The sequence below is a fragment of the Microcystis sp. 49638_E5 genome (assembly GCF_021300285.1).
Lineage (GTDB): Bacteria > Cyanobacteriota > Cyanobacteriia > Cyanobacteriales > Microcystaceae > Microcystis > Microcystis aeruginosa_C.
In genome coordinates this window covers 1-22,101 of the sequence record NZ_JAJTDH010000097.1, presented here as the reverse complement: position 1 = coordinate 22,101, position 22,101 = coordinate 1, and the positions used below count along the sequence as shown (strand labels likewise).

Below are 22,101 nucleotides of genomic sequence, written 5' to 3'. Positions count from 1 at the left end.
CCCCACTACCCCACTACCCCACTACCCCACTACCCCACTACCCCGATGACCGCAAAAAACTTCATCAAGAGGGGAACAACTTCCAGTAAGATGAAAAATGGTCAGTGAAAAAGCTAACCGAAATTTATTGTCGGAAATGGTAACACCGCCCCATTTCCCCAGACCCTAGAGGCTAGAGTCCGGTAAACCAGCGGATAAAAATTGACATCCATGAGTGCAGACATTTTCGATCGAGTTAAAAAAGTTGTTGTGGAACAATTAGAAGTAGAGGATCCGGATACAGTTATCGCTGAAGCAAGCTTTGCCAATGATCTGAAAGCGGATTCCCTTGATGTGGTCGAGTTAGTGATGGCTTTAGAGGAAGAATTTGATATTGAAATTCCCGACGACGCAGCCGAACAAATTGACACTGTGGGCAAAGCTGTCGAGTATATTAACGAGAAAGTAGGAGCAACCGCCTAATTATTGCGGGAAAATTGACAATTAGGATTAAATATCTGGGGCAAAATCTGCCCTTATTTTTGAACAAACATGACAGAATTGCCATTAAAAAGGGTTGTCATCACGGGGATGGGTGCGATCACTCCCCTCGGCAATAATCTAGCAGACTATTGGACAGGCTTAATCAACGGCAAAAGTGGCATTGGTTTAATTACCCACTTTGATGCCTCCCGTCACGCTTGTCGCATTGCTGGGGAAGTGCGAGGTTTTGACCCCCACGAATATGTGGATCGCAAAGAGGCAAAGCGCATGGACCGTTTCGCTCAATTTGCCGTCGCCGCCAGTTTGCAAGCGCTGCAAGATTCTCGATTAGTTATCGACGCTCTCAATGCCGATGATATAGGTGTACTAATCGGTACGGGCGTGGGTGGCATAAAAGTGCTGGAGGATCAACAGGAAATTTACTTGACAAAAGGTCCGGGCCGGTGTAGTCCTTTCATGATCCCGATGATGATTGCCAATATGGCCGCTGGTTTAACCGCCATCCACACGGGGGCCAAGGGACCGAGTAACTGTACCGTGACCGCTTGTGCTGCTGGTTCCAATGCCATCGGCGATGCTTTTCGTCTAGTACAAAGGGGTTTGGCCAAAGGAATGATCTGCGGTGGGACGGAAGCCGCCGTTACCCCTCTAGGATTGGCTGGTTTTGCCTCCGCTAAGGCCCTGTCCACCCGCAACGATGACCCCACCCGGGCCAGTCGTCCCTTTGACAAAGACCGGGATGGTTTTGTCATGGGGGAAGGGGCAGGAATCTTGATTATAGAGGAATTAGAAACGGCCTTGGCCCGTGGGGCGCGGATTTACGCCGAAATGATCGGTTATGGTCTGACTTGCGATGCCTATCACATGACGGCACCGGTTCCCGATGGTCGTGGGGCCACCAGAGCGATCGAATTAGCGATCAAAGATGCCGGTTTAACTCCGGCGGAAATTAGCTATATCAACGCCCACGGCACCAGTACAGGGGCCAATGATCCCACGGAAACCAAGGCGATTAAAAAAGCTTTAGGAGAATCGGCCTACCAAATCCCCGTCAGTTCCACCAAATCGATGACAGGCCACCTTTTAGGCGGTTCTGGCGGTATTGAAGCCGTGGCCACGGTAATGGCGATCGCTAATGATCGGATTCCCCCGACTCTCAACCTGGACAATCCTGACCCCGATTGTGATCTCGATTACGTCCCCTACGAAAGTCGTCAGCAGATAGTTAACGCTGCCCTTTCCAACTCCTTTGGATTTGGTGGCCATAACGTCACCTTAGCTTTTAGAAAATATGCTTGAGTCGATGCCCCTGAAAGAGTAATCTGTGAGTGGCTCCCTCTTTAACCTGGTCTTATTTTTGTAGTTCATTCTAAAAAACATTATGGTTGTAGTCTCCCAATCCCTCGAAGAACTTTGTATTAATGCGGTACGTTTTTTAGCGGTGGATGCCGTGGAAAAAGCTAAATCCGGACACCCCGGACTGCCCATGGGAGCCGCTCCCATGGCCTTTGTCCTCTGGGATCAATTCCTGCGTTTTAACCCGAAAAACCCCCAATGGGTCAATCGCGATCGTTTTGTTCTCTCCGCCGGTCACGGTTGTATGCTGCAGTACGCTTTGATGTACCTGACCGGATACGATAGCGTTCCCCTAGAGGAAATTAAACAATTCCGGCAGTGGAAATCGAAAACCCCCGGCCACCCCGAAAATTTCGTCACGGAAGGGGTAGAAGTGACCACTGGTCCCCTGGGTCAAGGGATTGCCAATGGTGTGGGTTTGGCCCTAGCAGAAGCCCATTTAGCAGCCCGTTTCAACAAACCGGATGCCAAAATTATCGACCATTACACCTATGTCATTTTGGGTGATGGTTGCAATATGGAGGGGATTTCTGGGGAAGCTTGTTCTTTAGCCGGTCACTGGGGTTTAGGCAAGTTAATCGCTCTCTATGATGATAACCATATCTCGATCGATGGTTCCACCGATATCGCTTTTACCGAAGACGTGAGCAAGCGTTTTGAAGCCTACGGTTGGCACGTTCAGCACGTCGAGAATGGTAACACCGATTTAGATGCCATTGCCAATGCGATCGCTGCTGCCAAAGCTGTCACCGATAAACCCTCGATGATTAAAATCACCACCACCATCGGTTATGGTTCCCCCAATAAGTCTAATACCGCCGATGTTCACGGGGCAGCTTTAGGAGCAACAGAAATCGAGTTAACCCGGAAAGCGTTAGGTTGGCAATACGAGCCGTTTGTGGTTCCCGATGAGGTGTTAAATCGTTTCCGGCAAGCAGTGGACAAGGGAGCGACGGCAGAAACGGACTGGAATAAGTTATTTAACGAATATCAGGCTAAATATCCCGCAGAAGCGGCTTTATTTGAGCAGTTAACCACCGGTCAACTGCCGGAAGGTTGGGAGCAAGCTTTACCGGTTTATAAACCCGAAGATAAGGCTCTCGCTAGTCGTAAACACTCGGAAATCTGCTTAAATGCCCTTGCGGGGGTTTTACCCGGTTTAATCGGTGGTTCAGCGGATTTAACCCACTCTAACTACACCGAATTAGAGCATTTTGGTAATTTCCAAAAAGGCAGTTATCAGGAGCGTAACGTTCACTTTGGCGTAAGGGAACACGCAATGGGGGCGATTTGTAACGGTATTGCTCTCCATAACACGGGATTGATTCCCTACGGGGCGACTTTCCTGATTTTCACCGACTATATGCGGAATTCTATCCGTTTATCGGCCTTGTCAGAAACTCGCGTCATCTGGGTAATGACTCACGATTCCATTGCCCTAGGGGAAGATGGACCGACTCACCAACCCGTGGAACACGTTGCTTCTCTGCGCGCTATTCCTAACCTGTTAGTCATGCGTCCGGGAGATGGTACGGAAACTTCCGGTGCTTATAAAGTAGCGGTGAGCGAAAAGAAACGCCCGACTTTATTGGCTCTCTCCCGTCAAAATCTGCCCAATTTAGCGGGAACTTCCCTGGAGGGTGTGGCTAAAGGTGCTTATACTATCACCGATTCTGAAGGTACTCCCGATGTCATTCTCATCGGTACGGGTGGCGAGTTGTATCTCTGCGATAAAGCGGCTGCGGTGTTAAAAGAAGCAGGAATTAAAGCTCGCGTCGTTTCTATGCCCTGTTGGGAGCTATTCGAGGAACAATCGGCAGAATACAAAGAATCGGTACTGCCGAAAGCAGTGAAAAAACGTCTCGCGGTGGAAGCGGGTTCAACCATGGGTTGGCATCGCTACATCACCGATGAGGGGGATGTGTTGGGGGTTGATACCTTCGGCGCTTCTGCTCCAGGGGGTGTGATTCTAGAGAAGTTTGGTTTTACCGTGGATAACGTGGTAGCGAAGGCAAAAGCGTTGTTAGGTTAATTAAACTTTGATTTTGTGGAAAAAGCCCGCGCCAGCGGGTTTTTTGTGTTTAAGATGGAACTATATCGTGCAAAGGGTTGACTGGGTGATTCCTTTTACAGACAGAGAACTACAAAAAGCATGGAGAGAAAATCAACGAGCGGCAAAGGTCGAAACCAGAACTAACGCTCATCGTTTATTGCTATTTTACTCGGTTGAATGTGGTCTCAAAGCGGTTTTACTGAAAAGACAAAGTAAAGATTGCACCGATTCTTGTCGAGAATTACTTGAAGTGCGGCATGATATAAATAAGTTACTAGACAAACTAGCTGCGGGAGAAAAACTAAAACTTCCCTCACAATTAAGTATGAAACCTTTAAAAAATAATCAAGAGAGAGAGCTTTCTTGCGGTGAAATTAATCAAATGTGGCGATATGGGGGAGGCTGTGAAAATATTAAGGATAATGAATTAGAAAAAAAATTGTTAGATATATTAAGTTGGATTGCACAGGAGTTGCAGGGACTATGAGAAGACGGCCATTACTAACTTGGTTTGATATTAAAAGAAAAATTGCTCGCGAAACCGCTAACGGAAATGACTTACCTGATAGTATTGTTAAAATTAGTTGTTTTAGTAGTGCTTTAGAGATTGGTATTCAAAATCAAGATGATCAACCAAAAGCTAACTCAATATTAAAAGAATGGTTCGGAGATTGGTATCAAGAATCAGAACAAATTATTCAGCTAGATATTGACAATGCTTCTATTCCTGTAGAATTTATTTTAATAGATAATAGTGCTTGCCTTTCGGCATCGATTCGACCTTTTTGGCAGGAAGTCGCTTATTTAAAAGAAAATCCAGATTCAAATCAATCGGATAATTTTTTAGCCAATGCTTATCGAGATAAGCCAGAAATTATTGCTTTTTATTCTTTTAAAGGTGGTGTGGGAAGAACCCTACATTTAGCCGCTTATATTCTTGCTCTTTTGGCAAGAGCAAAAGAGATAAATAAACCAGTTAAAATTTTAGTTATTGACTCAGATTTAGAGGCTCCGGGGTTAACCTATTGGCAAAGGTATGACAATCAAGAGGCAACCGTATCTTTGATCAATTTTTTAGAAGTTTATCAATATCCCAAGCCATCTCTAGAGGTGGCACTCTCTTGGGTAACTCAAGAAATTCAGAAAACTGCCAAACAGCAAAATAAATCAACTTTATATTTTTTACCCGCTTTTATTGAAGAAGAAGAACTCTTAGATACTCCTATACTGCCAGAAAATTTAGCTAGAAATCCATCGGGTGCTTGGGAGGTAGGGGATGCAATTCATCAATTAGGGCAAAAATTAGCAGTAGATTATATATTTATTGATTTAAGAGCAGGATTAAGTGAAATTTCTAGCCCAATTTTATTTGACTCTAGAATCCAAAGATTTTTAGTAACAACAGTTAATGAGCAATCTTGGCGAGGTGTCAGGATGGTTTTAGAAAAAATTGGCTTACTAGCTCCCAGTGATTCAAAAGTAAAGGATGATAATTATTATGATCCTTCGATAATTATTAGTTTTTTAACTCCAGAAGTTAGAAATTTATCAGCATTTGAGAATATTTTAGAGCAATTACAGTCGGCTTATGTTCAACCCAAAAATGAGAGTTTATATACTACTAGACTGGATATTAAAGAAACTTATTTCGCCCAAGAGTTACTATATGTTAACAATTGGGATGAAGCTCAAAACAAATTAAGTTCAACTTCCTTGATGGAACTGGCAAGACAATGGGCAGAAGATGAATTATCTAATAATAGCATTGCATCAGCCACACCTTCAGATAACTCCTTAGATGATGTGAAAAAACTCAGGGATACTTGCAATAAATATATTTATGCAGAAAAGGGAGAAGGGGAAGATTTACTCATTACCGAGCCATTGAAAAATCTCGCTCGTAATTTTCAAGATAAACTACCTAATGTTATCTCAATTGGTGCTAAAGGTGCGGGAAAAACCTTTAATTATATTCAGCTATCTCGCCTACAGTCTTGGGAAAATTTTTTAAATAAAGTTGATCCTCAAAATCAAGAAAATTCCCGAGAAAATCTCGGTTTAATATTTCCTTTACTGCAATCAAAAAATTTAGCAGAGGATGCCAAAGATATTCTTGAGCAAGCACGGCAAAATGTTAATAATTTTCTTAATAATGATTATCAATTTTCCTTCTCGGATTTAAGAGACAGAATCATACAGTCGCTATCAAATCAGGATTGGAATGAGGTTGATTGGACAAATTTTTGGATCAAAGAAATTTCGAGAGTTTTAGGTTATAATTCTGAAAATTGTCAATTACAAAAACTGCATGAATACCTTCAACAAAAAAACTCGAAGATTATATTTTTATTTGATGGATTAGAAGATGCTTTTCCTAATGTTGCCAATGATAACCTTCAACGAAAAGCCTTGAAAGCCTTGATCGATCATTTACCCAATAAATTATCAGAAATTCGGCAATCTAATCTCGGCTTGATTGTCTTTCTGCGTCGAGATTTCTTGAGATATACAATTACACAAAACTCGCAACAATTTGAAAGCTTATATGGTAACTATGATCTATCTTGGAATCTAGAATCGTTTCTTAAACTTTCCTATTGGCTCTGCATACAATCATCGGTTATTAATGCTAACCATCAAGATTTATTCGATTGTTCAATTGAAGATTTAAAAGAAAAACTAGAACGACTTTGGGGCAAAAAATTAGGAGCAGATAATGCAAGGGAAGCTAAGTCAGACAATTGGATTTTTGCCGCTTTAACCGATTTTAATGGAAGACTACAAGCGCGGGATATTGTGAGATTTTTGTACCATGCTGCTAATATTACTGTAGAAAAAAAAGAAGAAATACAATTTACTAAATGGTCGAATACTAGACTGTTACCTCCCCAAGCGATTCGACGAGCGCTTAAACCCTGTAGTGAAGAAAAAGTTGACGAGTCTAAGGAAGAATATCCTATATTTAAAAGCTGGGTAGAAGAAAGTTTACCTAAATATAGTGATAGAAAAATTCCTTTTTCTCTAGAACAGTTTAATCTGGATGGCACTCAAGTCAATGTTCTTGAGCAAATGGGAGTAATTTATGAGGACAAGGATAAAGAAGATGCAGTTCGTTATTATATGCCCGAAATATTCCGTGAAGGGTTAGGATTTTCTAGTCAAGGTGCGCGTCCTCGTGTTCTAGCTTTAAAGCGCAAAGTTTTGGGGAAATCAAATTTTTAATGGTTCGAGCTTTTTGGCAATGACTATATGATTGATTGTTGTCAGCTTTTCAAAACAGGATTGGCTATTACCCAGCATTGGGAAATTGATTCGTCCAACAAAAAAGCTACACTACTGGGATTCTTGTGTTTTTTTAGCTTTCCTGAAAAATGAAAAGGATAAAATTAATGATTGTATTTCTGTTCTCAAAGCAGCTGAAAATGGTCAGGTAATCTGTCACCGCCGCCTACTCTAGTGCAGTCAAAGCCGATCGCCTGAAGCCATCAAAACTATCCAGGGTGCAGGAGTTGAACCTGCCTAGCACGAATTATGAGTTCGTTGCCTCAACCGCTCGGCCAACCCTGGGTTATACTATTAACTCATTATAGATCGGTAATTACTCTGAACGTGAAAATTCAGCCCCACCAAGATGAAAAAATTTGCAATCAGCACCTCCTTGCAGTTAGGACTCCTTTTGATGGTAGCCATGTTAGCCGCCGGCTTCGGTAGCGGTTGGGTAGCCTATCAATTGGGACTCGCCTCCCTGAAGGGAGTCAGTCAACCGGATATCAACCCCGCTAAAAAGTTTACCAACGATCGCACCAGTTATGGTCGCAATCAAACTTTTATCCCCGTGAAGGAAGAAGAGGTGCTGAAAAGAGTGAGAGTTTATATGCAACAACAGAAAAACAAACCGCAATCAAAGGAAGAAACCAAAGGATAGGCTTTAAAAAAGGCGAGTTTTGCCTTTTCGCTATGGATAATCAGGATTTATTGACTCGTTTAATTTTAGTCTTTTTACTAATCGCGCTCAATGCTTTTTTCGTAGCGGCCGAATTTTCGCTTGTGTCTGTCCGTCGTACCCGCGTCAGTCAGCTAGTGGCTGCGGGAGATGTGCCAGCGCAGACGGTCCAATCTCTACAAAGAAGTCTCGATCGCTTACTTTCCACTACCCAATTAGGTATCACCCTTTCTAGTTTAGCTTTAGGTTGGATCGGGGAGAGTACCATGACCGTTTTTGTGAAGAAATTACTAAGTTTTTTACCCTTTTCTTTAAACTGGCAAAATCTTCTCTCCCATGGTTTCTCTCTTTGTCTAGCTTTTTTAATCGTGGCCTATCTCCAGATAGTTTTTGGGGAACTTTATCCCAAATCCCTAGCGTTAATTTATGCCGAACCGATGGCGCGATTATTAGCTGCACCTATTGGGGTTATTTCCAGGATTTTTAAGCCTTTTATCGGTATTCTTAATCAATCAACTCGTTTTTTATTGGTTTTAACCCGTATCCCCGAAGTGGATCTACAGCGTTCTAGTCGGGTAACTTCCGAGGAATTACAATTAATTATCAGCATGGAAGGGGAATTAACGGGATTAGAAGCAGCGGAAAGGAAAATTTTAAATAATGTTTTCCAGTTTAGCGAAATCACTGCCGCAGAAATCATGGTTCCCCATAACCGTTTAATAGCTATTTCCTCGACCGCAACTTTTGAGGAATTACTGCTCCAAGTAGTTAACAGTGGCTATTCTTGTTATCCTGTGGAAGGAGATTCCGGTGATGATATCCGTGGTTTGATCGATTTTAAAGATTTAGCTTTACCCCTTGCCGAAGGTCAGTTAAATTTAACAACCCCGATTAAACCTTGGTTAAAACCTGTTCGTTTTTTCCCCGAAACAACTGCTTTAAATGAATTACTAACAGTGATGCGGGAATCATCCTTAAAGATGGTTATCATTGTGGATGAATTTGGCAGAACAGCCGGTTTATTAACCCTAAAAGATTTAATCGGCGAGATTCTGGGAACTTTTTCCCCTAGTGATGAATCGGGAACAGTAAAATATCAACTCCTCGATGAATCGACTTTTCTCGTACAAGCACAAATGAATTTAGAGGACGTGAACAAAGCATTAAATTTAAGTTTACCCTTGGCCGATGAATACCAAACCCTAGCAGGTTTTGTTCTCCATCATTGGCAAAAAATACCGAAGGTGGGAGAACAATTATATTACCAAAATTTAGAATTTACCATCATTTCTAAGGTCGGCCCTCGCTTGGAACAAATTAAGATTTATCGGCAACAACTATCCTAATAATTAAATTAAAAATGGATTTTAGGTTCGATCCCCCCTGCCTCCCTTGATAAGGTAGGGTTGATTCATGAATCAACCCTACCCTTGATAAGGGGGGTGTCTGATAATTTTTAACGCCTACCTACTTAATCTAGTCAATAGCTGCCCACTCCTGTCACCATGAAACACCTTTTGACACTCCTCCCCCTCAGCTTGGGATTAATTGCCCTCACCCCCGCAAATTTGCCCCTAGAACGTTTTGAAATCTCAGAATTAGGAACATCTACGGGATACGATGAACGACTGCTAACGGACAAAAAAAACCTCCTACAAGCGATCGATCATAGTTTACGTTATCTGAATAGCTCGGCAGCGATCCGCGCCTATCAAAATTATCCTATTCCTGAAATAACTCGTCAGCGAGTGCAGCGTTCCTTAGTACGTTTTCGTCAATTAGTGCAGAATTCTCCCACTCCCGCAGCTCTACAAAAGGCAGTTAAAAAAGAATTTATTTGGTATCGTTCTTTGGGTAATGATAGCCAAGGAAATGTTAAATTTACTGGTTATTTTGAGCCAATTTATCAAGCAAGTCGGCAAAAAAACGCCGAGTATAAATATCCTCTCTATCGCCGACCTTCTAACTTTTCTCGCTGGTCAAAACCCCATCCAGCTAGGGTAGAATTAGAGGGAAAAGATGGTTTACTGGGGGAAAATAGCCGTCTAGCGGGATACGAATTAGTCTGGTTAAAAGATCGCTTAGAAGCTTATTTAGTTCATGTGCAAGGTTCGGCGAAATTACGTTTACCTAATGGTCAAATTATGAGCATTGGTTTTGATGGCAATACCGAGCATCCCTACACAAGTCTGGGAAAAGAAATGATTGCCGATGGTATTTTTCCCGCCGAGGGGTTAACCTTACCAATGGTTTTGGATTTTCTCAGAAGTAATCCCGAGCAATTAAAGAATTATATTCCCCGCAATAATCGGTTTATTTTCTTTCGAGAAACCCACGGCGCACCCGCTACTGGTAGCATTGGAGTTCCAGTTTTACCCGAAAGATCGATCGCTACAGATAAAAGTATTTTTCCCCCCGGCGCTTTAGCAGTAATTGAGACAGAAATTCCCCAGGGAAATCTTAATAAAAAATTAGTTAGTCGCTATGTTCTCGATCAAGATACTGGCAGCGCGATTAAAGGTACTGGGAGGGTAGATATTTTTATGGGAACAGGAAAAAATGCTGGCGAGCGAGCCGGTTTAATTAATACTCCCGGTCAATTATATTATTTATTATTGAGGGAATAGGAAATAGTATAGGTAAAATTAAGATAGACTCCCCAGAATCAGTTATCATACTTAAGTGAGAATATTAAAAATAGAATGATGGAAAAAAACACAAATATAGATTGGTCGGATTGTGGTCCAATTACTTTAGTAGTCGTGCAGCCGACTTCTTTTTGTAATCTCAATTGTGATTACTGTTATTTACCCGATCGCCATTTAAAAAATACCCTATCCTTAGATTTAATCGAGCCGATTTTTCAGAGGGTTTTTAGTAGTCGTTTTCTCCAAAATGATTTTACCATTTGCTGGCACGCCGGCGAACCCTTAGCAGTTCCCATCAGTTTTTATGAAAGTGCCTTTGCTAAAATTGCGGAAGTTAGCGAGAAATATAATCAGCAGGGTTACTGTTTTCGTCATTCAGTACAAACTAACGCCACTTATATTAACGATGCTTGGTGTCAATTATTTAAAAAGCATGATGTTTATGTGGGAGTCAGTCTTGATGGACCGGCTTTTATTCACGATATCCACCGGCAAAATCGTAAGGGAACTGGCAGTCATGCTGCTACAATGCGGGGGATTTCTTTCTTGCAAAAACATGAAATTGATGTCAGTATCATCGCTGTTTTAACAGAAGATTCCCTCGACTATCCCGACGAAATTTTTAACTTTTTTTGGGATCATGGTCTTACCGATGTGGCTTTTAATATGGAAGAAACTGAGGGTATTCATTCACAATCTTCCTTAGATAAATTAGGTATTGAACAACGTTATCGCCAGTTTATTGCCAGATTTTGGCAGTTAGTCACGGCCAAACAAGGAGAATTTAAGCTGCGAGAATTTGAATCGATCTGTAGTTTGATTTATACGGATGAACGCTTAGAAAATACCGATATGAATCGACCTTTTATGATTGTCAATTTTGATAATCAAGGTAATTTTTCCACCTTTGATCCGGAATTACTATCGATTAAAACTCAACCCTACGGCGATTTTATCTTTGGTAATGTTTTGACCGATTCTCTGGAATCTATCTGTGAAACCGAGAAATTTAAACAAATTTACGCTGATATGCGCGGTGGAGTCGATTTATGTCGGCAAAACTGCGATTATTTTGGGGTTTGTGGGGGTGGTGCCGGTAGTAACAAATATTGGGAAAATGGCACTTTCAACTCCACAGATACTAAAGCCTGTTTATACCGAATTAAGTGTATCACCGATATCGTTCTCGATCGCCTAGAATTAAATTAAAAATGGATTTTAGGTTCGATCCCCCCTGCCCCCCTTGATAAGGGGGGTGCCGATCCCCCCTTAGTCCCCCCTTTAATCCCCCCTTAATAAGGGGGGCATCTGATAATTTTTAACGCCTACCTACTTATCAGTTATCAGTTCACTGATTATTGTTTACTAATAACCTATGAAAAAACTTAATCTAAATACCATTTTTCCAAAGTAATGGCATGGTATTATTCTTCTTCTAAGGTTAATCCTAACGCCTGTAAGCGTTCCGCTAGTCGATCCGCACGTTTTTTTTCTTTATCGGCACGTTTCTTTTCTTTATCAGCGCGTTTCTTTTCTTTATCAGCGCGTTTCTTTTCTTGACGCATTTGAGACTCTAACTCAACAGTTGTTAAAAATTTCTCTCCATCGGGACGATACAATTCTAAACTAGATTTATCCCAGATAAAACGCATACCTAAGCGGGGACTTATCCAGTCATTGATGGGGATAATTTCTCTTAAATTTTCTCCCTGTCTTTGCCAACCTTGTAAACGACAGCGCATCGGGTTATATAAATAGTATTCTTCTACATTATATGTGTCATAAAACTCTAATTTTCGACTCATTTCTGCTTTTGTATTCTTCGGTGATAGAATTTCAAAAACCACTTGAGGAGCGATATTTTCCTCCTGCCATTGACGATAGGAACCCCTTCGTCCTTTGGGACGGCCAAAAGCTACCATGACATCGGGAGCAACCGGTGAAACCAAAGTAGAACGCAGAGGATACCAGAGTAAATCTCCAGCAATAAACACCCTAGGGTCATCGGCAAAGATAATTTCTAAATTCTCCTTAATTTTGACAATCCACTCATATTGTTCGGTATTATCTGCCATCGGTTGACCATCACTATCTGGGAAAAGAAGATCGTCGTCAATATCAAGATAACTAACCATTGTCTTTTAATTTTAATAGATGGTTGTTTTCTGATTGTAGCAAGATAATTATGAATGATGAATTATGAATTATGAATTATGAATTGGGGAGTGGGGAGAATGGGGTAATGGGGGAGTGGGGGAGAGGGGGAGAGGGGAGGAGGGAGAAAAAAGCTGATGGCTGACAAAAGGTCTTAAGCTGCGGTTATATCTAGTAGAGTCTATATTTATCAAAAAGTTAATTGACTAGAATCTATAAAGGCGTTAGGATTGATGGTGACAAATAGTTGTTATTGAGAAGAGGATAAGAACTTGATACAGGCAACCCTGCACCAGTTAAGGGTTTTCGAGGCTACCGCTCGACACAGTAGCTTTACCAAGGCGGCCGAGGAGTTATTTATCACTCAACCTACCGTCTCAACCCAAGTCAAACAACTCACAAAAGCCGTGGGTTTACCGCTATTCGAGCAAATTGGCAAACGTTTATTTTTAACCGAAGCGGGTCAGGAATTACTGCTCACCTGTCAAGAGATTTTTAAGAAATTGGACAACTTTCAAATGAAAGTGGCCGATATTAAGGGAACTAGACAGGGAAAGCTAACTTTAGGCGTAATTACTACCGCTAAATACTTTGTACCGCGATTACTAGGGGCATTCTGTCAACAGTATCCCGGTATTGACATCGCCCTGCAAGTGACTAATCATCAGAAACTGCAAGAGCGAATGTTAAATAACGAGGATGACCTGTATATTCTCAGTCAACCGCCGGAAGAAGTGGAACTTTGTTCTCAGTCTTTCCTAGAAAATCCCCTAGTGGTGGTGGCGCGACGAGATCATCCATTGGTGGGCCAGAAAAATCTTCCCCTTGAGTGCCTCAACCATCAACCTTTTATTATGCGCGAGTCGGGATCTGGAACCCGCCAAGCGGTACAAAAATTATTTAATCTCCACGATATTAAGGTAAAGGTGCGCTTGGAATTAGGCAGTAACGAGGCGATTAAACAGGCTATTTCTGGGGGTTTGGGAATATCGGTACTATCTAAGCATACTCTCATCTCGGAAGGGGAAAACGGCGAATTAGCCATCCTCGACGTGGAACAGTTTCCAATTCAGCGCAATTGGTACGTTTGTTATCTGGCTGGAAAACAACTTTCCGTGATTGCCGATGCTTTTTTAAAATACCTGCTGGAAGCTAGTCAAACCATCCCCATTCATGCCCCGTTAAAAAATGGTGACAGCTTATTAGTGAGCCATTAAACCTTAAACTTTAATTCAGGATCATTTTTCTTCTTGAGGTGGTTATATGTTCGAGTCCTTCAGCCAGACTATCTGGTTGGTACCTCTTTATGCCTTCGCCGGCGCACTTCTCGCTCTACCCTGGTCTCCCGGTATTATCCGGCAAACCGGCCCGCGACCGGCCGGTTATCTGAACTTGATCATGACCTGCTGGGCTTTTTTGCATAGCCTTTTTGCTTTGCTCGCCGTTTGGGGTCGTCCGCCGCAATCTATAGCATTTAATTGGCTAAATGCCGCAGATTTAAGCATATCTTTAGATGTGCAGATTTCGGCCGTTAATATCGGGGCTTTACTGCTAATTACCGGCTTAAACCTCGCCGCTCAGGTATATGCGATCGCCTATCTAGAAATGGATTGGGGTTGGGCAAGGTTTTATTCTCTCGTCGCCCTCTTTGAAGGGGGTATGTGCGCCCTAGTTATCTGTAATTCGCTATTTTTCAGCTATTGTGTGCTAGAAGTTCTCACCCTCGGCACTTATCTACTGATTGGTTTCTGGTTCAATCAATCTCTGGTGGTAACGGGGGCGCGGGATGCTTTTCTAACCAAACGGATTGGCGATTTAATCCTGTTGATGGGAGTGGTGGCCCTTTTACCCCTGGCGGGAACCTGGAACTTTGACCAATTAGCAGAATGGGCAGCTACAGCCAATTTAAACCCCAATGTGGCTAATTTACTCTGTTTAGCCCTGATTGCAGGTCCAATGGGCAAATGCGCTCAATTTCCCCTGCATTTATGGCTAGATGAGGCCATGGAAGGACCGATGCCCGCGACAATTCTGCGGAATACCGTCGTCGTTTCCACTGGCGCTTGGTTATTGGTGAAATTAGAGCCGGTGCTACAATTATCGCCCTTAACCTTACAGGTGATGATCATTGTTGGCTCTGTTACTGCCATCGGTGCGGGGTTAATTGCGATCGCACAGATCGATGTCAAGCGCTCCCTTTCCTATTCCGTCAGCGCCTACATGGGACTGATTTTTATCGCTGTGGCCACCGGACAAACGGAAACAGCTTTAGTGTTACTCTTTACTTATGCGATCGCTATGTCCCTGTTAGTCATGGTGGTGGGTAACATCGTTTGGAATAATATCAGCCAAGATTTAAGCCAATACGGCGGTTTATGGTCCCGTCGTCCCGTTTCCGGCATTTGTTATCTCGTCGGTGCCGCTAGTTTAGTCGCACTGCCTCCCTTTGGTGGTTTTTGGTCATTGGCCCGCATGGGCGATCGCCTCGCAGAAGTCAGTGGTTTACTGTTATTAGTGCTATTGTTGGTCAATGCCTTAACTGCCTTTAGTGTCACTAGAGAATTTTGCGTTTTCTTTGGCGGTAAAATCAAACCGATGACCCTGCGCTCTCCGGAAGCTCTTTGGCCCTTAGTTATCCCCATGACTGTGACCATGGGTTTCGCCCTTCATCTGCCGATTTTATTAGCGCAATGGCATTTATTACCAAGTAACTTAAATCTGGGAGTGGCTTTTCTCTTGGTGCTTTCCACTGCTGGGGGCGTAATTCCGGCAGCATATATTTATCTGAATGAAAATATCTCCAAACCGATCGTTTTTCAACCGAAAGCCCTTCAAGATTTCTTTGCTAACGACCTTTATACAGCCAAATTGTATAAAGTTACCATCGTTTTTGTCGTCGGATTAATCTCGCAAATTATTAACTGGATCGATACCTTTCTGGTGGATGGCATCGTTAACCTGGTGGGATTAGCCACGGTTTTTGGTGGTCAGAGTTTGAAATATAACGTCTCGGGCCAGACCCAATTTTACTTTCTGTCGATTATTTTGGGGGTGGCTTTGATTGGTATTATCATCTGCTGGCCCCTACTATCACAAATTTCTCTAGTTTTCAGTTAAAGATTTGATAACTTAGGCTTTTCTTTAGCATCCCCGGCCCTGACAATAGGATTTGTCCTGATTAATGGAAACAATTACCTATGTTCAATACCTCTCGTCGCCAATTAATCCGTTATGGGGGTGGTTTTTTGGGAACCAGTCTAGCCGCCTCTGTTTTGGGTTCTCAGTTGTCCAAAACTAACGCCCAAACCGCCGTTAATTCCCAGCCATGGCTAACGGCTCAAAATCAAGGATTGAACCCAGACCAAGCTTTAACTATGCTCATGGAAGGCAATCAACGTTTCTGGGAACGAAGAAAAAAAAGTCCTAACCGCGATCAAGCTCGACTCACAGAAGTGGCCGAAAGTCAAGCCCCTTTTGCGGCAATTTTGGGCTGTGCCGATTCTCGCGTGCCGGCAGAAATCGTTTTTGATCGCGGATTAGGAGATCTATTTGTTTGTCGGGTAGCGGGAAATTTAGCCACTTCCGAAGAAATTGGTAGCCTTGAATTCGGCACGTTGGTGTTAGGAGCCAAGGTAATTGTTGTCCTTGGTCATTCTCGTTGTGGAGCGGTAAAAGCCACCATTGAAGGGGGTCGTTTCCCGGGTCAAATCGGTAGTTTAATCGATGGCCTACAGGTGGGAGTTGATCGGGCTGAAAAACAACCCGGTTCTAACAAACTTGAGCGAGCCATTAAATCCAATGTTGTCTATCAAGTAGAGAAATTAGGCAAGTCCCCAGTCATGGGTGATTTAGTAGATAAAAAACAATTAAAAATTGTTGGAGCCTACTACGATCTCGATACCGGCAAAGTGAGTTTAATTTAGTCAATTCTAGATTAGTCATCGTGTCGTTTGGCTAATCCTTTTCTCATCCCAGTCATTATAAATTCGATCGATACCAATATGCTCAGTACCCTGCTTTGGTTGCCAATAATTGGAGCAATTATCGTCGGTCTTTTCCCCGATAAATTTGCCCCAGCAAAATTACGTCAAATTACCCTCTTTTTTGTTGCCGCCGTCCTCCTTTGGTCTTTATATCTGCTGACTCAATATAACTTAACCAGTAATGGCTTTCAATTTTCTGAATACCGCGAATGGGCAAAACCAATCGGTTTAAGTTATAACCTCGGAGTCGATGGTTTGTCCTTACCGTTAATTATTTTAAGCTGTTTCTTGACAGGAATAGCTATCTATAGTAGCGAAGAAAAAATAGAGCGTCCCCGACTTTATTACATCCTAATCCTCCTGATTAACGCCGGGGTTTCTGGGGCATTAATGGCCAAAAACCTGCTGCTGTTCATCGTTTTCTATGAACTAGAATTAATCCCCTTTTATCTGATGATTGCTATCTGGGGAGGCGAAAAACGTGGCTATGCTTCGATTAAATTCCTTCTCTACACTGCTGTCTCTGGGTTATTAGTCCTAGCGGCATTTTTAGGCATAGGTTTCCTCAACGGTGGTACTTTTGACTACTCCTCCCTCTCCACCGCCGATTTCTCCCAAAAAACCCAATTACTGCTCTTAACTCTGCTGTTAGTGGGATTTGGCATCAAAATCCCCCTCGTACCTCTCCATACTTGGCTACCGGATGCCTATACGGAAGCTTCCCCCGCTACAGCAATTTTATTAGGTGGTATCCTCGCTAAACTCGGTACTTATGGCTTAGTTCGCTTTGGTCTGCAATTATTCCCGGAAACTTGGTCTTTAATCGCCCCCGGACTGGCAATTGTCGGCGTTATTAGCGTTATTTACGGTGCTTTGAGCGCTATTGCCCAAAAAGACATTAAACGCATGGTGGCCTACAGTTCGATCGGTCACATGGGCTATATACTGGTAGCAGCCGCCGCCGGCACGGGTTTAAGCGTCCTTGGTGCCGTCGCGCAAATGATTAGCCATGGTCTCATTCTCGCCCTCTTATTCTATCTGGTGGGCATCGTCGAACGCAAAGCCGGAACTAGAGATTTAGACGTTTTAAACGGTTTAATGAACCCAATTCGCGGTTTACCCCTGGTTAGCGCTCTATTAATTCTCGCCGGTATGGCCAGCGCTGGGATCCCCGGATTAGTGGGATTTGTGGCGGAATTTATCGTTTTTCAGGGTAGTTTCTCCCGTTTTCCCGTGCAGACGGTTCTCTGTATCATCGCTTCCGGTTTAACGGCGGTTTACTTTGTTATCCTGCTTAATCGCACCTGTTTTGGTAAATTGGATAATAAACTTGCCTACTATCCCAAAGTCCTGAAATCGGAAACTATACCCGCTTTTGTCCTAATGGTATTAATCGTCTTTTTAGGCATTCAACCCAATTATTTAGTCCGTTGGATTGAACCCACCACTAACTCGATGGTTGCCAGCTTATCGGGGGAAGCAAAACCTAGTTTTGTCTTCAAAAAATCTCCGCAAAAGTCCTCAAAAACCAACTGGTTGAATCGGGGTAAATTTTTGAGTAATAGTTAGTTATCCCTTGCTGTTTCCGAATTATTGTAACCGCTGCTAATTACTTTACCTAAAACTATGACTGGGACATTAATCAAAGCCAAAATTCCCCCTTCTAATCACGAATTCGCCGACATTATCCACCGTTTAGAAGCGGGTGGATCCATGTTGCCGGATACTCCCGAAAACCTGATGCAAATTATCGGCATTTATAAAGCTTATGCCGTGCCGATGGATTTTTATTGGCGAGATCTGCTCTATATTGCCGAACGAGTTTTCCTCGATCCTTTGCCCTTTTTTAAATATTTTCTACCCCAAGAATACCTAGACCTACAAAATCATTACGCTGGCGATAATGCCGATTTACGCATCTGGCGCGGTACGGGTTCCGCTCACCCTGAATTGTTAGAATTCATGGATAAAGGTAAAACCAGAAAAATGCCCAGATTAATCCATCACCTCTGGCATGACCGCGTTAATATGGAATTTGCTGAAGCTTGTATGCAAGCTATGTTGTGGCATGGCCGCGATATGGGTTGGGGTTTATTTGATGCCTATCTCGATTCAGAAGAATATCGCCAAAATGCCGACCGCGCTATTAAGGCCTATTTCAAGAAAAACCCGGTGATGATGAAACTTTATGACCTGTTCCCCGATATGTTTTTGGAACAGGTGCGGATGATGTCCTACTACTCCAATTTAGGACTATTCTGGGAAGTGATGGCCCCGGTATTTTTCGAGATGTCTGATATCTACGATGAAGGCGGCTTTAAAGGTGTTCCTGATGCCATGAATTTCCTCGTTAATGGCATTTTTGCCATCGCTGGCCGGCCGATTTATCATCACGTTTATATTGATGGTCAATGCTACGAAATTATCCCCAAATCAAAGGCTTTTACTTGGCTTTATGAAGCGGCTTTACCCTATGTGGAAGCGGTCTTTTATCGTACTGCTCCCTTCCGGGGTACAAAGTCTTATAATGCCCAAGCAAAACAGGTTCCTGACGAACAAAAAGACTTTCACTATGGCATTCTTTATGCGGATGTTTTCCCCGTGGGTACTGCGGGAATTCCGCCGACGTTGTTAATGGATGATATGTATCATTTTTTACCACAATATCTGATTGATTACTATCAGCAAAACTGCCGGGGGGAAGACGATATTTTGATTCAATTGGGGATTAGTTTCCAGCGCTCGATGTATAATGTTACTTCAGCAGTTATTCAAGCTCTACGCACTGCTTTACTCTATCCCCTCGACGATCCTAATCCCAAACATTTACTTAAAAATCGTCAATTCTTTGAGGCACAAATGGACAGATTTAAACGCCCCGAAGCGCGTCTTAGAGATATCCAAAGTCCTAATTATCGTTGAGGTTTTTGGGTTATTTTTCTGGTGGGTTTATCGCCCACCTTTTTTTGATTATGAGATAACCGACACCCAATGTCATACTAATACTAAATCCCTTGAGTAACCCACAGAAAACGGGTTTTTCCGAGAAACTGGTTTTCTACTCGTATTTAATAGCCAGATTTAGTATTAAGTACCTAAGCAAAATTAATTACACATTTCGATAAAGCTTTTGCCTCTTGCCTTCGTTAAAACCACCCACTTAATAGGATAGTTACAGAACGTAAAAATTGGCTAATTCAGGAGTTATTATTATGCTAGACCAAATGATGAAGATGTTAGAAGGGCAACAAATAGGCCCCTATCGTCTTAATAAGTTTCTCGGTGCGGGTGGTTTTGGTGGTGTATTTCATGCTAGTGAAATGGTCAGAAATACATCGGTCAAAGAAGTTGCCATTAAAGTTATCCCCGAAAGTAGCGATGATAAATTAATTGAGTTAACAAATTCCAGAAAGTTAGAACATCCTAATTTAATTAAGAGTTATGCGGTGGGGGAATTTACTTTTCTCAATACAGAGATGCTTTATTTAGTGATGGAATTGGCACAGGGTAGCCTAGAAAATCACATTGCCAAAGGCAGTTTGTCAGCGGATGAGATTAAAAATATTACTGCTCAAGTCGCCCAGGGCTTAAATTATCTTCATCGACAAAATAAAGTCCATCGAGATTTAAAACCGGGTAATATCCTCAAGGTTAATCAACAATACAAGTTAGCAGATTTTGGCTTAATTAGAACCTTAAATAACAAAAGCCACACTCAAACCGTCCACAATACCGGTACAATTATTTATATGCCTCCCGAAGCCTTTAGGGGTGATATTTCATCAGCTTGGGATCTGTGGTCATTAGGTATTATGTTAATCCAAATGACGACTAATCAACTTCCCTATAAGTTTAATAATGACAATAATCAATTAATGGTAAAGGTGATAAATTGTGAGCTACAAATCCCTAGTTTACCGAAAGAGTTTAAACCGATTATTGAAGGGTGTTTGCAAAAAGATAGAAGACAAAGATGGACAGCACAACAGGTTTTAAATGCCTTACAAGCACTCAAAAAGCCTGTTTCACCAATACCCCTAATTGTTTCACCTACTCCATTTACCGAAAACCTACCCAATCGAGTCACACTAGAGATGGTGAGCTTACCAGCAGGTCAATTTCTCATGGGATCCCCTGATAGTGATCCCGATGCTTGGGATGCTGAAAAGCCTCCACACCAAGTTAAAGTCAACAGTTTTGCGATTGGTAAATATCCAGTGACTCAGGCACAATATGAAGCGGTAATGGGAAAAAATCCCTCTCATTTTAAAAACAACTCTTGGTTGAAAAATAATCTGCAAAATCCGGTAGAACAGGTTAGTTGGAACGATGCTCAAGCCTTTTGTCAGAAATTGAGTCAAATAACAGGAAAAACCTATCGCTTACCGACAGAAGCGGAATGGGAATATGCTTGTCGTGCGGGGACTACTACTCGCTATTATTTCGGTGATGATGCTAGTCAGTTAGGAGATTACGCTTGGTATGACGGAAATTCTCAGAAGACAACTCATCCTGTGGGCCAGAAAAGGCCCAATGCTTGGGGACTGTATGACATGATTGGCAATGTTTGGGAGTGGTGCGAGGACAATTGGCACGATAACTATATCGGAGCGCCAAAGGATGGCAGTGCTTGGCTGACAAATGATAATGATTATCCAATAGTGCGGGGCGGTTGTTGGTACAACGGTCCGGATGGCTGCCGTTCGGCTTACCGCTTCCTCAACCCCCGCCGCGACGGCCTCAGCAACAGCTACGGTTTTCGGGTGGTGTGCGGTGCTGAGAGGACTCTGTAACCCTTTTTCCCTTTTTTTCCCTTTTTACCCTTTTTCTCTTTTTCCCGCCGCTAGGCGGGTCGATTTTTTTTGTGAGATTTTTAATGGCTTCCATTACTTACTGTTAATATCTCAGATGAACAGTTGAAGACTTAATTAGAGTTTGCATAGAAGATTCGATTTTCAATTTCTGTCGATGGCGTTTGGAACAAGGGGTTAAGGCTTGTGTTCGATGCCATCAAATCATTACAGATATGCCAATAATCCCAGATGATAGAGAATAGATATTTCCGAAAATTAAATATGCGTAACCTGAAACCCTTGGTAGGGACAATTCATGAATTGTCCCTACATTTTCGGAGTAAAATTCATAAATTGTCCCTACATTTTCGGAGTAAAATTCATGAATTGTTCCTACGTTTTCGGAGTAAAATTCATGAATTGTTCCTACGTTTTCGGAGATGTCTAATGATGATACAGCTAGTCTCTCTGCTATAGTACAAAAGTCGTTTAGCATGATACGCTATCTAACCTTAGTGCGATCGCATTGAACTTTTCCTATTCCCCTTGAGTTGCTTGTCTAACCTGTTCGATCTCTAATTCTAAAGCTTGTGCTATCTGTTCAAAGTTTAATCCTAAGGCCAATAAACGAGGAATAGAGGCTAATTTTGCCGCTAATTCGCCTTCTTGTCGGCCTTCCTCTCTACCT

General features: G+C 42.4%; 16 protein-coding genes and 1 tRNA gene. 15 read left to right on the top strand and 2 right to left on the bottom strand.

Annotated elements, in window-relative coordinates; genetic code table 11:
- Window positions 1–210: 210 nt before the first annotated feature.
- The 5 genes from LW728_RS19725 to LW728_RS19705 all read left to right on the top strand — a co-directional run bounded on the left by LW728_RS19725 (window position 211) and on the right by LW728_RS19705 (window position 7,114).
- Window positions 211–462 (top strand): acyl carrier protein, encoded by a 252-nt coding sequence (locus LW728_RS19725; protein WP_287767806.1) that lies wholly within the window; start codon window positions 211–213, stop codon window positions 460–462.
- 69 nt (window positions 463–531) lie between these two features.
- On the top strand, window positions 532–1,782 hold the full coding sequence (gene fabF / locus LW728_RS19720; protein WP_004268412.1) for a beta-ketoacyl-ACP synthase II: 1,251 nt from the start codon (window positions 532–534) through the stop codon (window positions 1,780–1,782).
- 82 nt (window positions 1,783–1,864) lie between these two features.
- Window positions 1,865–3,871, top strand: coding sequence for a transketolase (gene tkt, locus LW728_RS19715; RefSeq protein ID WP_287767802.1), 2,007 nt, complete (start codon window positions 1,865–1,867; stop codon window positions 3,869–3,871).
- Between the two features lie 67 nt (window positions 3,872–3,938).
- Window positions 3,939–4,379, top strand: coding sequence for a hypothetical protein (locus LW728_RS19710; protein WP_159251900.1), 441 nt, complete (start codon window positions 3,939–3,941; stop codon window positions 4,377–4,379).
- The gene (locus LW728_RS19705) at window positions 4,376–7,114 is read left to right on the top strand and encodes a KGGVGR-motif variant AAA ATPase (protein ID WP_004268406.1); all 2,739 of its coding nucleotides are present in this window, start codon (window positions 4,376–4,378) and stop codon (window positions 7,112–7,114) included. The genes LW728_RS19710 and LW728_RS19705 overlap by 4 nt, the downstream gene beginning before the upstream one ends.
- 272 nt (window positions 7,115–7,386) lie before the next feature.
- On the opposite strand, the gene LW728_RS19700 is transcribed toward LW728_RS19705, so the two are convergent.
- Window positions 7,387–7,459, bottom strand: a tRNA-Ile gene (locus tag LW728_RS19700).
- A gap of 64 nt (window positions 7,460–7,523) precedes the next feature.
- Between LW728_RS19700 and LW728_RS19695 the strand changes: the two genes are divergently transcribed.
- The 4 genes from LW728_RS19695 (at window position 7,524) to grrM (ending at window position 11,692) form a co-directional block, all read left to right on the top strand.
- On the top strand, window positions 7,524–7,817 hold the full coding sequence (locus LW728_RS19695) for a hypothetical protein (protein ID WP_004268401.1): 294 nt from the start codon (window positions 7,524–7,526) through the stop codon (window positions 7,815–7,817).
- A gap of 32 nt (window positions 7,818–7,849) precedes the next feature.
- Window positions 7,850–9,181 (top strand): hemolysin family protein, encoded by a 1,332-nt coding sequence (locus LW728_RS19690; protein WP_004268399.1) that lies wholly within the window; start codon window positions 7,850–7,852, stop codon window positions 9,179–9,181.
- Window positions 9,182–9,340: 159 nt separating this feature from the next.
- The gene (gene mltA, locus LW728_RS19685) at window positions 9,341–10,462 is read left to right on the top strand and encodes a murein transglycosylase A (protein WP_287767799.1); all 1,122 of its coding nucleotides are present in this window, start codon (window positions 9,341–9,343) and stop codon (window positions 10,460–10,462) included.
- 78 nt (window positions 10,463–10,540) lie between these two features.
- Window positions 10,541–11,692 (top strand): cyclophane-forming radical SAM/SPASM peptide maturase GrrM/OscB, encoded by a 1,152-nt coding sequence (gene grrM / locus LW728_RS19680; protein ID WP_287767798.1) that lies wholly within the window; start codon window positions 10,541–10,543, stop codon window positions 11,690–11,692.
- 215 nt (window positions 11,693–11,907) lie between these two features.
- On the opposite strand, the gene LW728_RS19675 is transcribed toward grrM, so the two are convergent.
- A complete protein-coding gene (locus LW728_RS19675; protein ID WP_287658083.1) occupies window positions 11,908–12,618 on the bottom strand; it encodes a Uma2 family endonuclease in 711 nt (236 codons plus the stop codon).
- A 291-nt stretch (window positions 12,619–12,909) separates the two neighbouring features.
- Between LW728_RS19675 and LW728_RS19670 the strand changes: the two genes are divergently transcribed.
- From LW728_RS19670 to LW728_RS19645, 6 genes are all read left to right on the top strand, one after another.
- Window positions 12,910–13,854 carry a LysR family transcriptional regulator gene (locus tag LW728_RS19670; RefSeq protein ID WP_004268390.1) on the top strand — a complete coding sequence of 315 codons (945 nt, stop codon included), beginning with the start codon at window positions 12,910–12,912 and terminating at the stop codon, window positions 13,852–13,854.
- A 46-nt stretch (window positions 13,855–13,900) separates the two neighbouring features.
- Window positions 13,901–15,754, top strand: a complete 1,854-nt coding sequence (locus LW728_RS19665) for an NAD(P)H-quinone oxidoreductase subunit F (protein WP_287767796.1) — start codon at window positions 13,901–13,903, stop codon at window positions 15,752–15,754.
- Between the two features lie 80 nt (window positions 15,755–15,834).
- Complete coding sequence (locus LW728_RS19660) at window positions 15,835–16,560, top strand: carbonic anhydrase (protein ID WP_287767793.1); 726 nt, start codon at window positions 15,835–15,837, stop codon at window positions 16,558–16,560.
- A 78-nt stretch (window positions 16,561–16,638) separates the two neighbouring features.
- Window positions 16,639–18,189 carry an NADH-quinone oxidoreductase subunit M gene (locus LW728_RS19655; protein ID WP_004268383.1) on the top strand — a complete coding sequence of 517 codons (1,551 nt, stop codon included), beginning with the start codon at window positions 16,639–16,641 and terminating at the stop codon, window positions 18,187–18,189.
- A gap of 57 nt (window positions 18,190–18,246) precedes the next feature.
- Window positions 18,247–19,542, top strand: a complete 1,296-nt coding sequence (locus tag LW728_RS19650; RefSeq protein WP_008203165.1) for a CO2 hydration protein — start codon at window positions 18,247–18,249, stop codon at window positions 19,540–19,542.
- A 290-nt stretch (window positions 19,543–19,832) separates the two neighbouring features.
- A complete protein-coding gene (locus LW728_RS19645) occupies window positions 19,833–21,413 on the top strand; it encodes an SUMF1/EgtB/PvdO family nonheme iron enzyme (RefSeq protein WP_287767790.1) in 1,581 nt (526 codons plus the stop codon).
- Window positions 21,414–22,101: the final 688 nt, after the last annotated feature.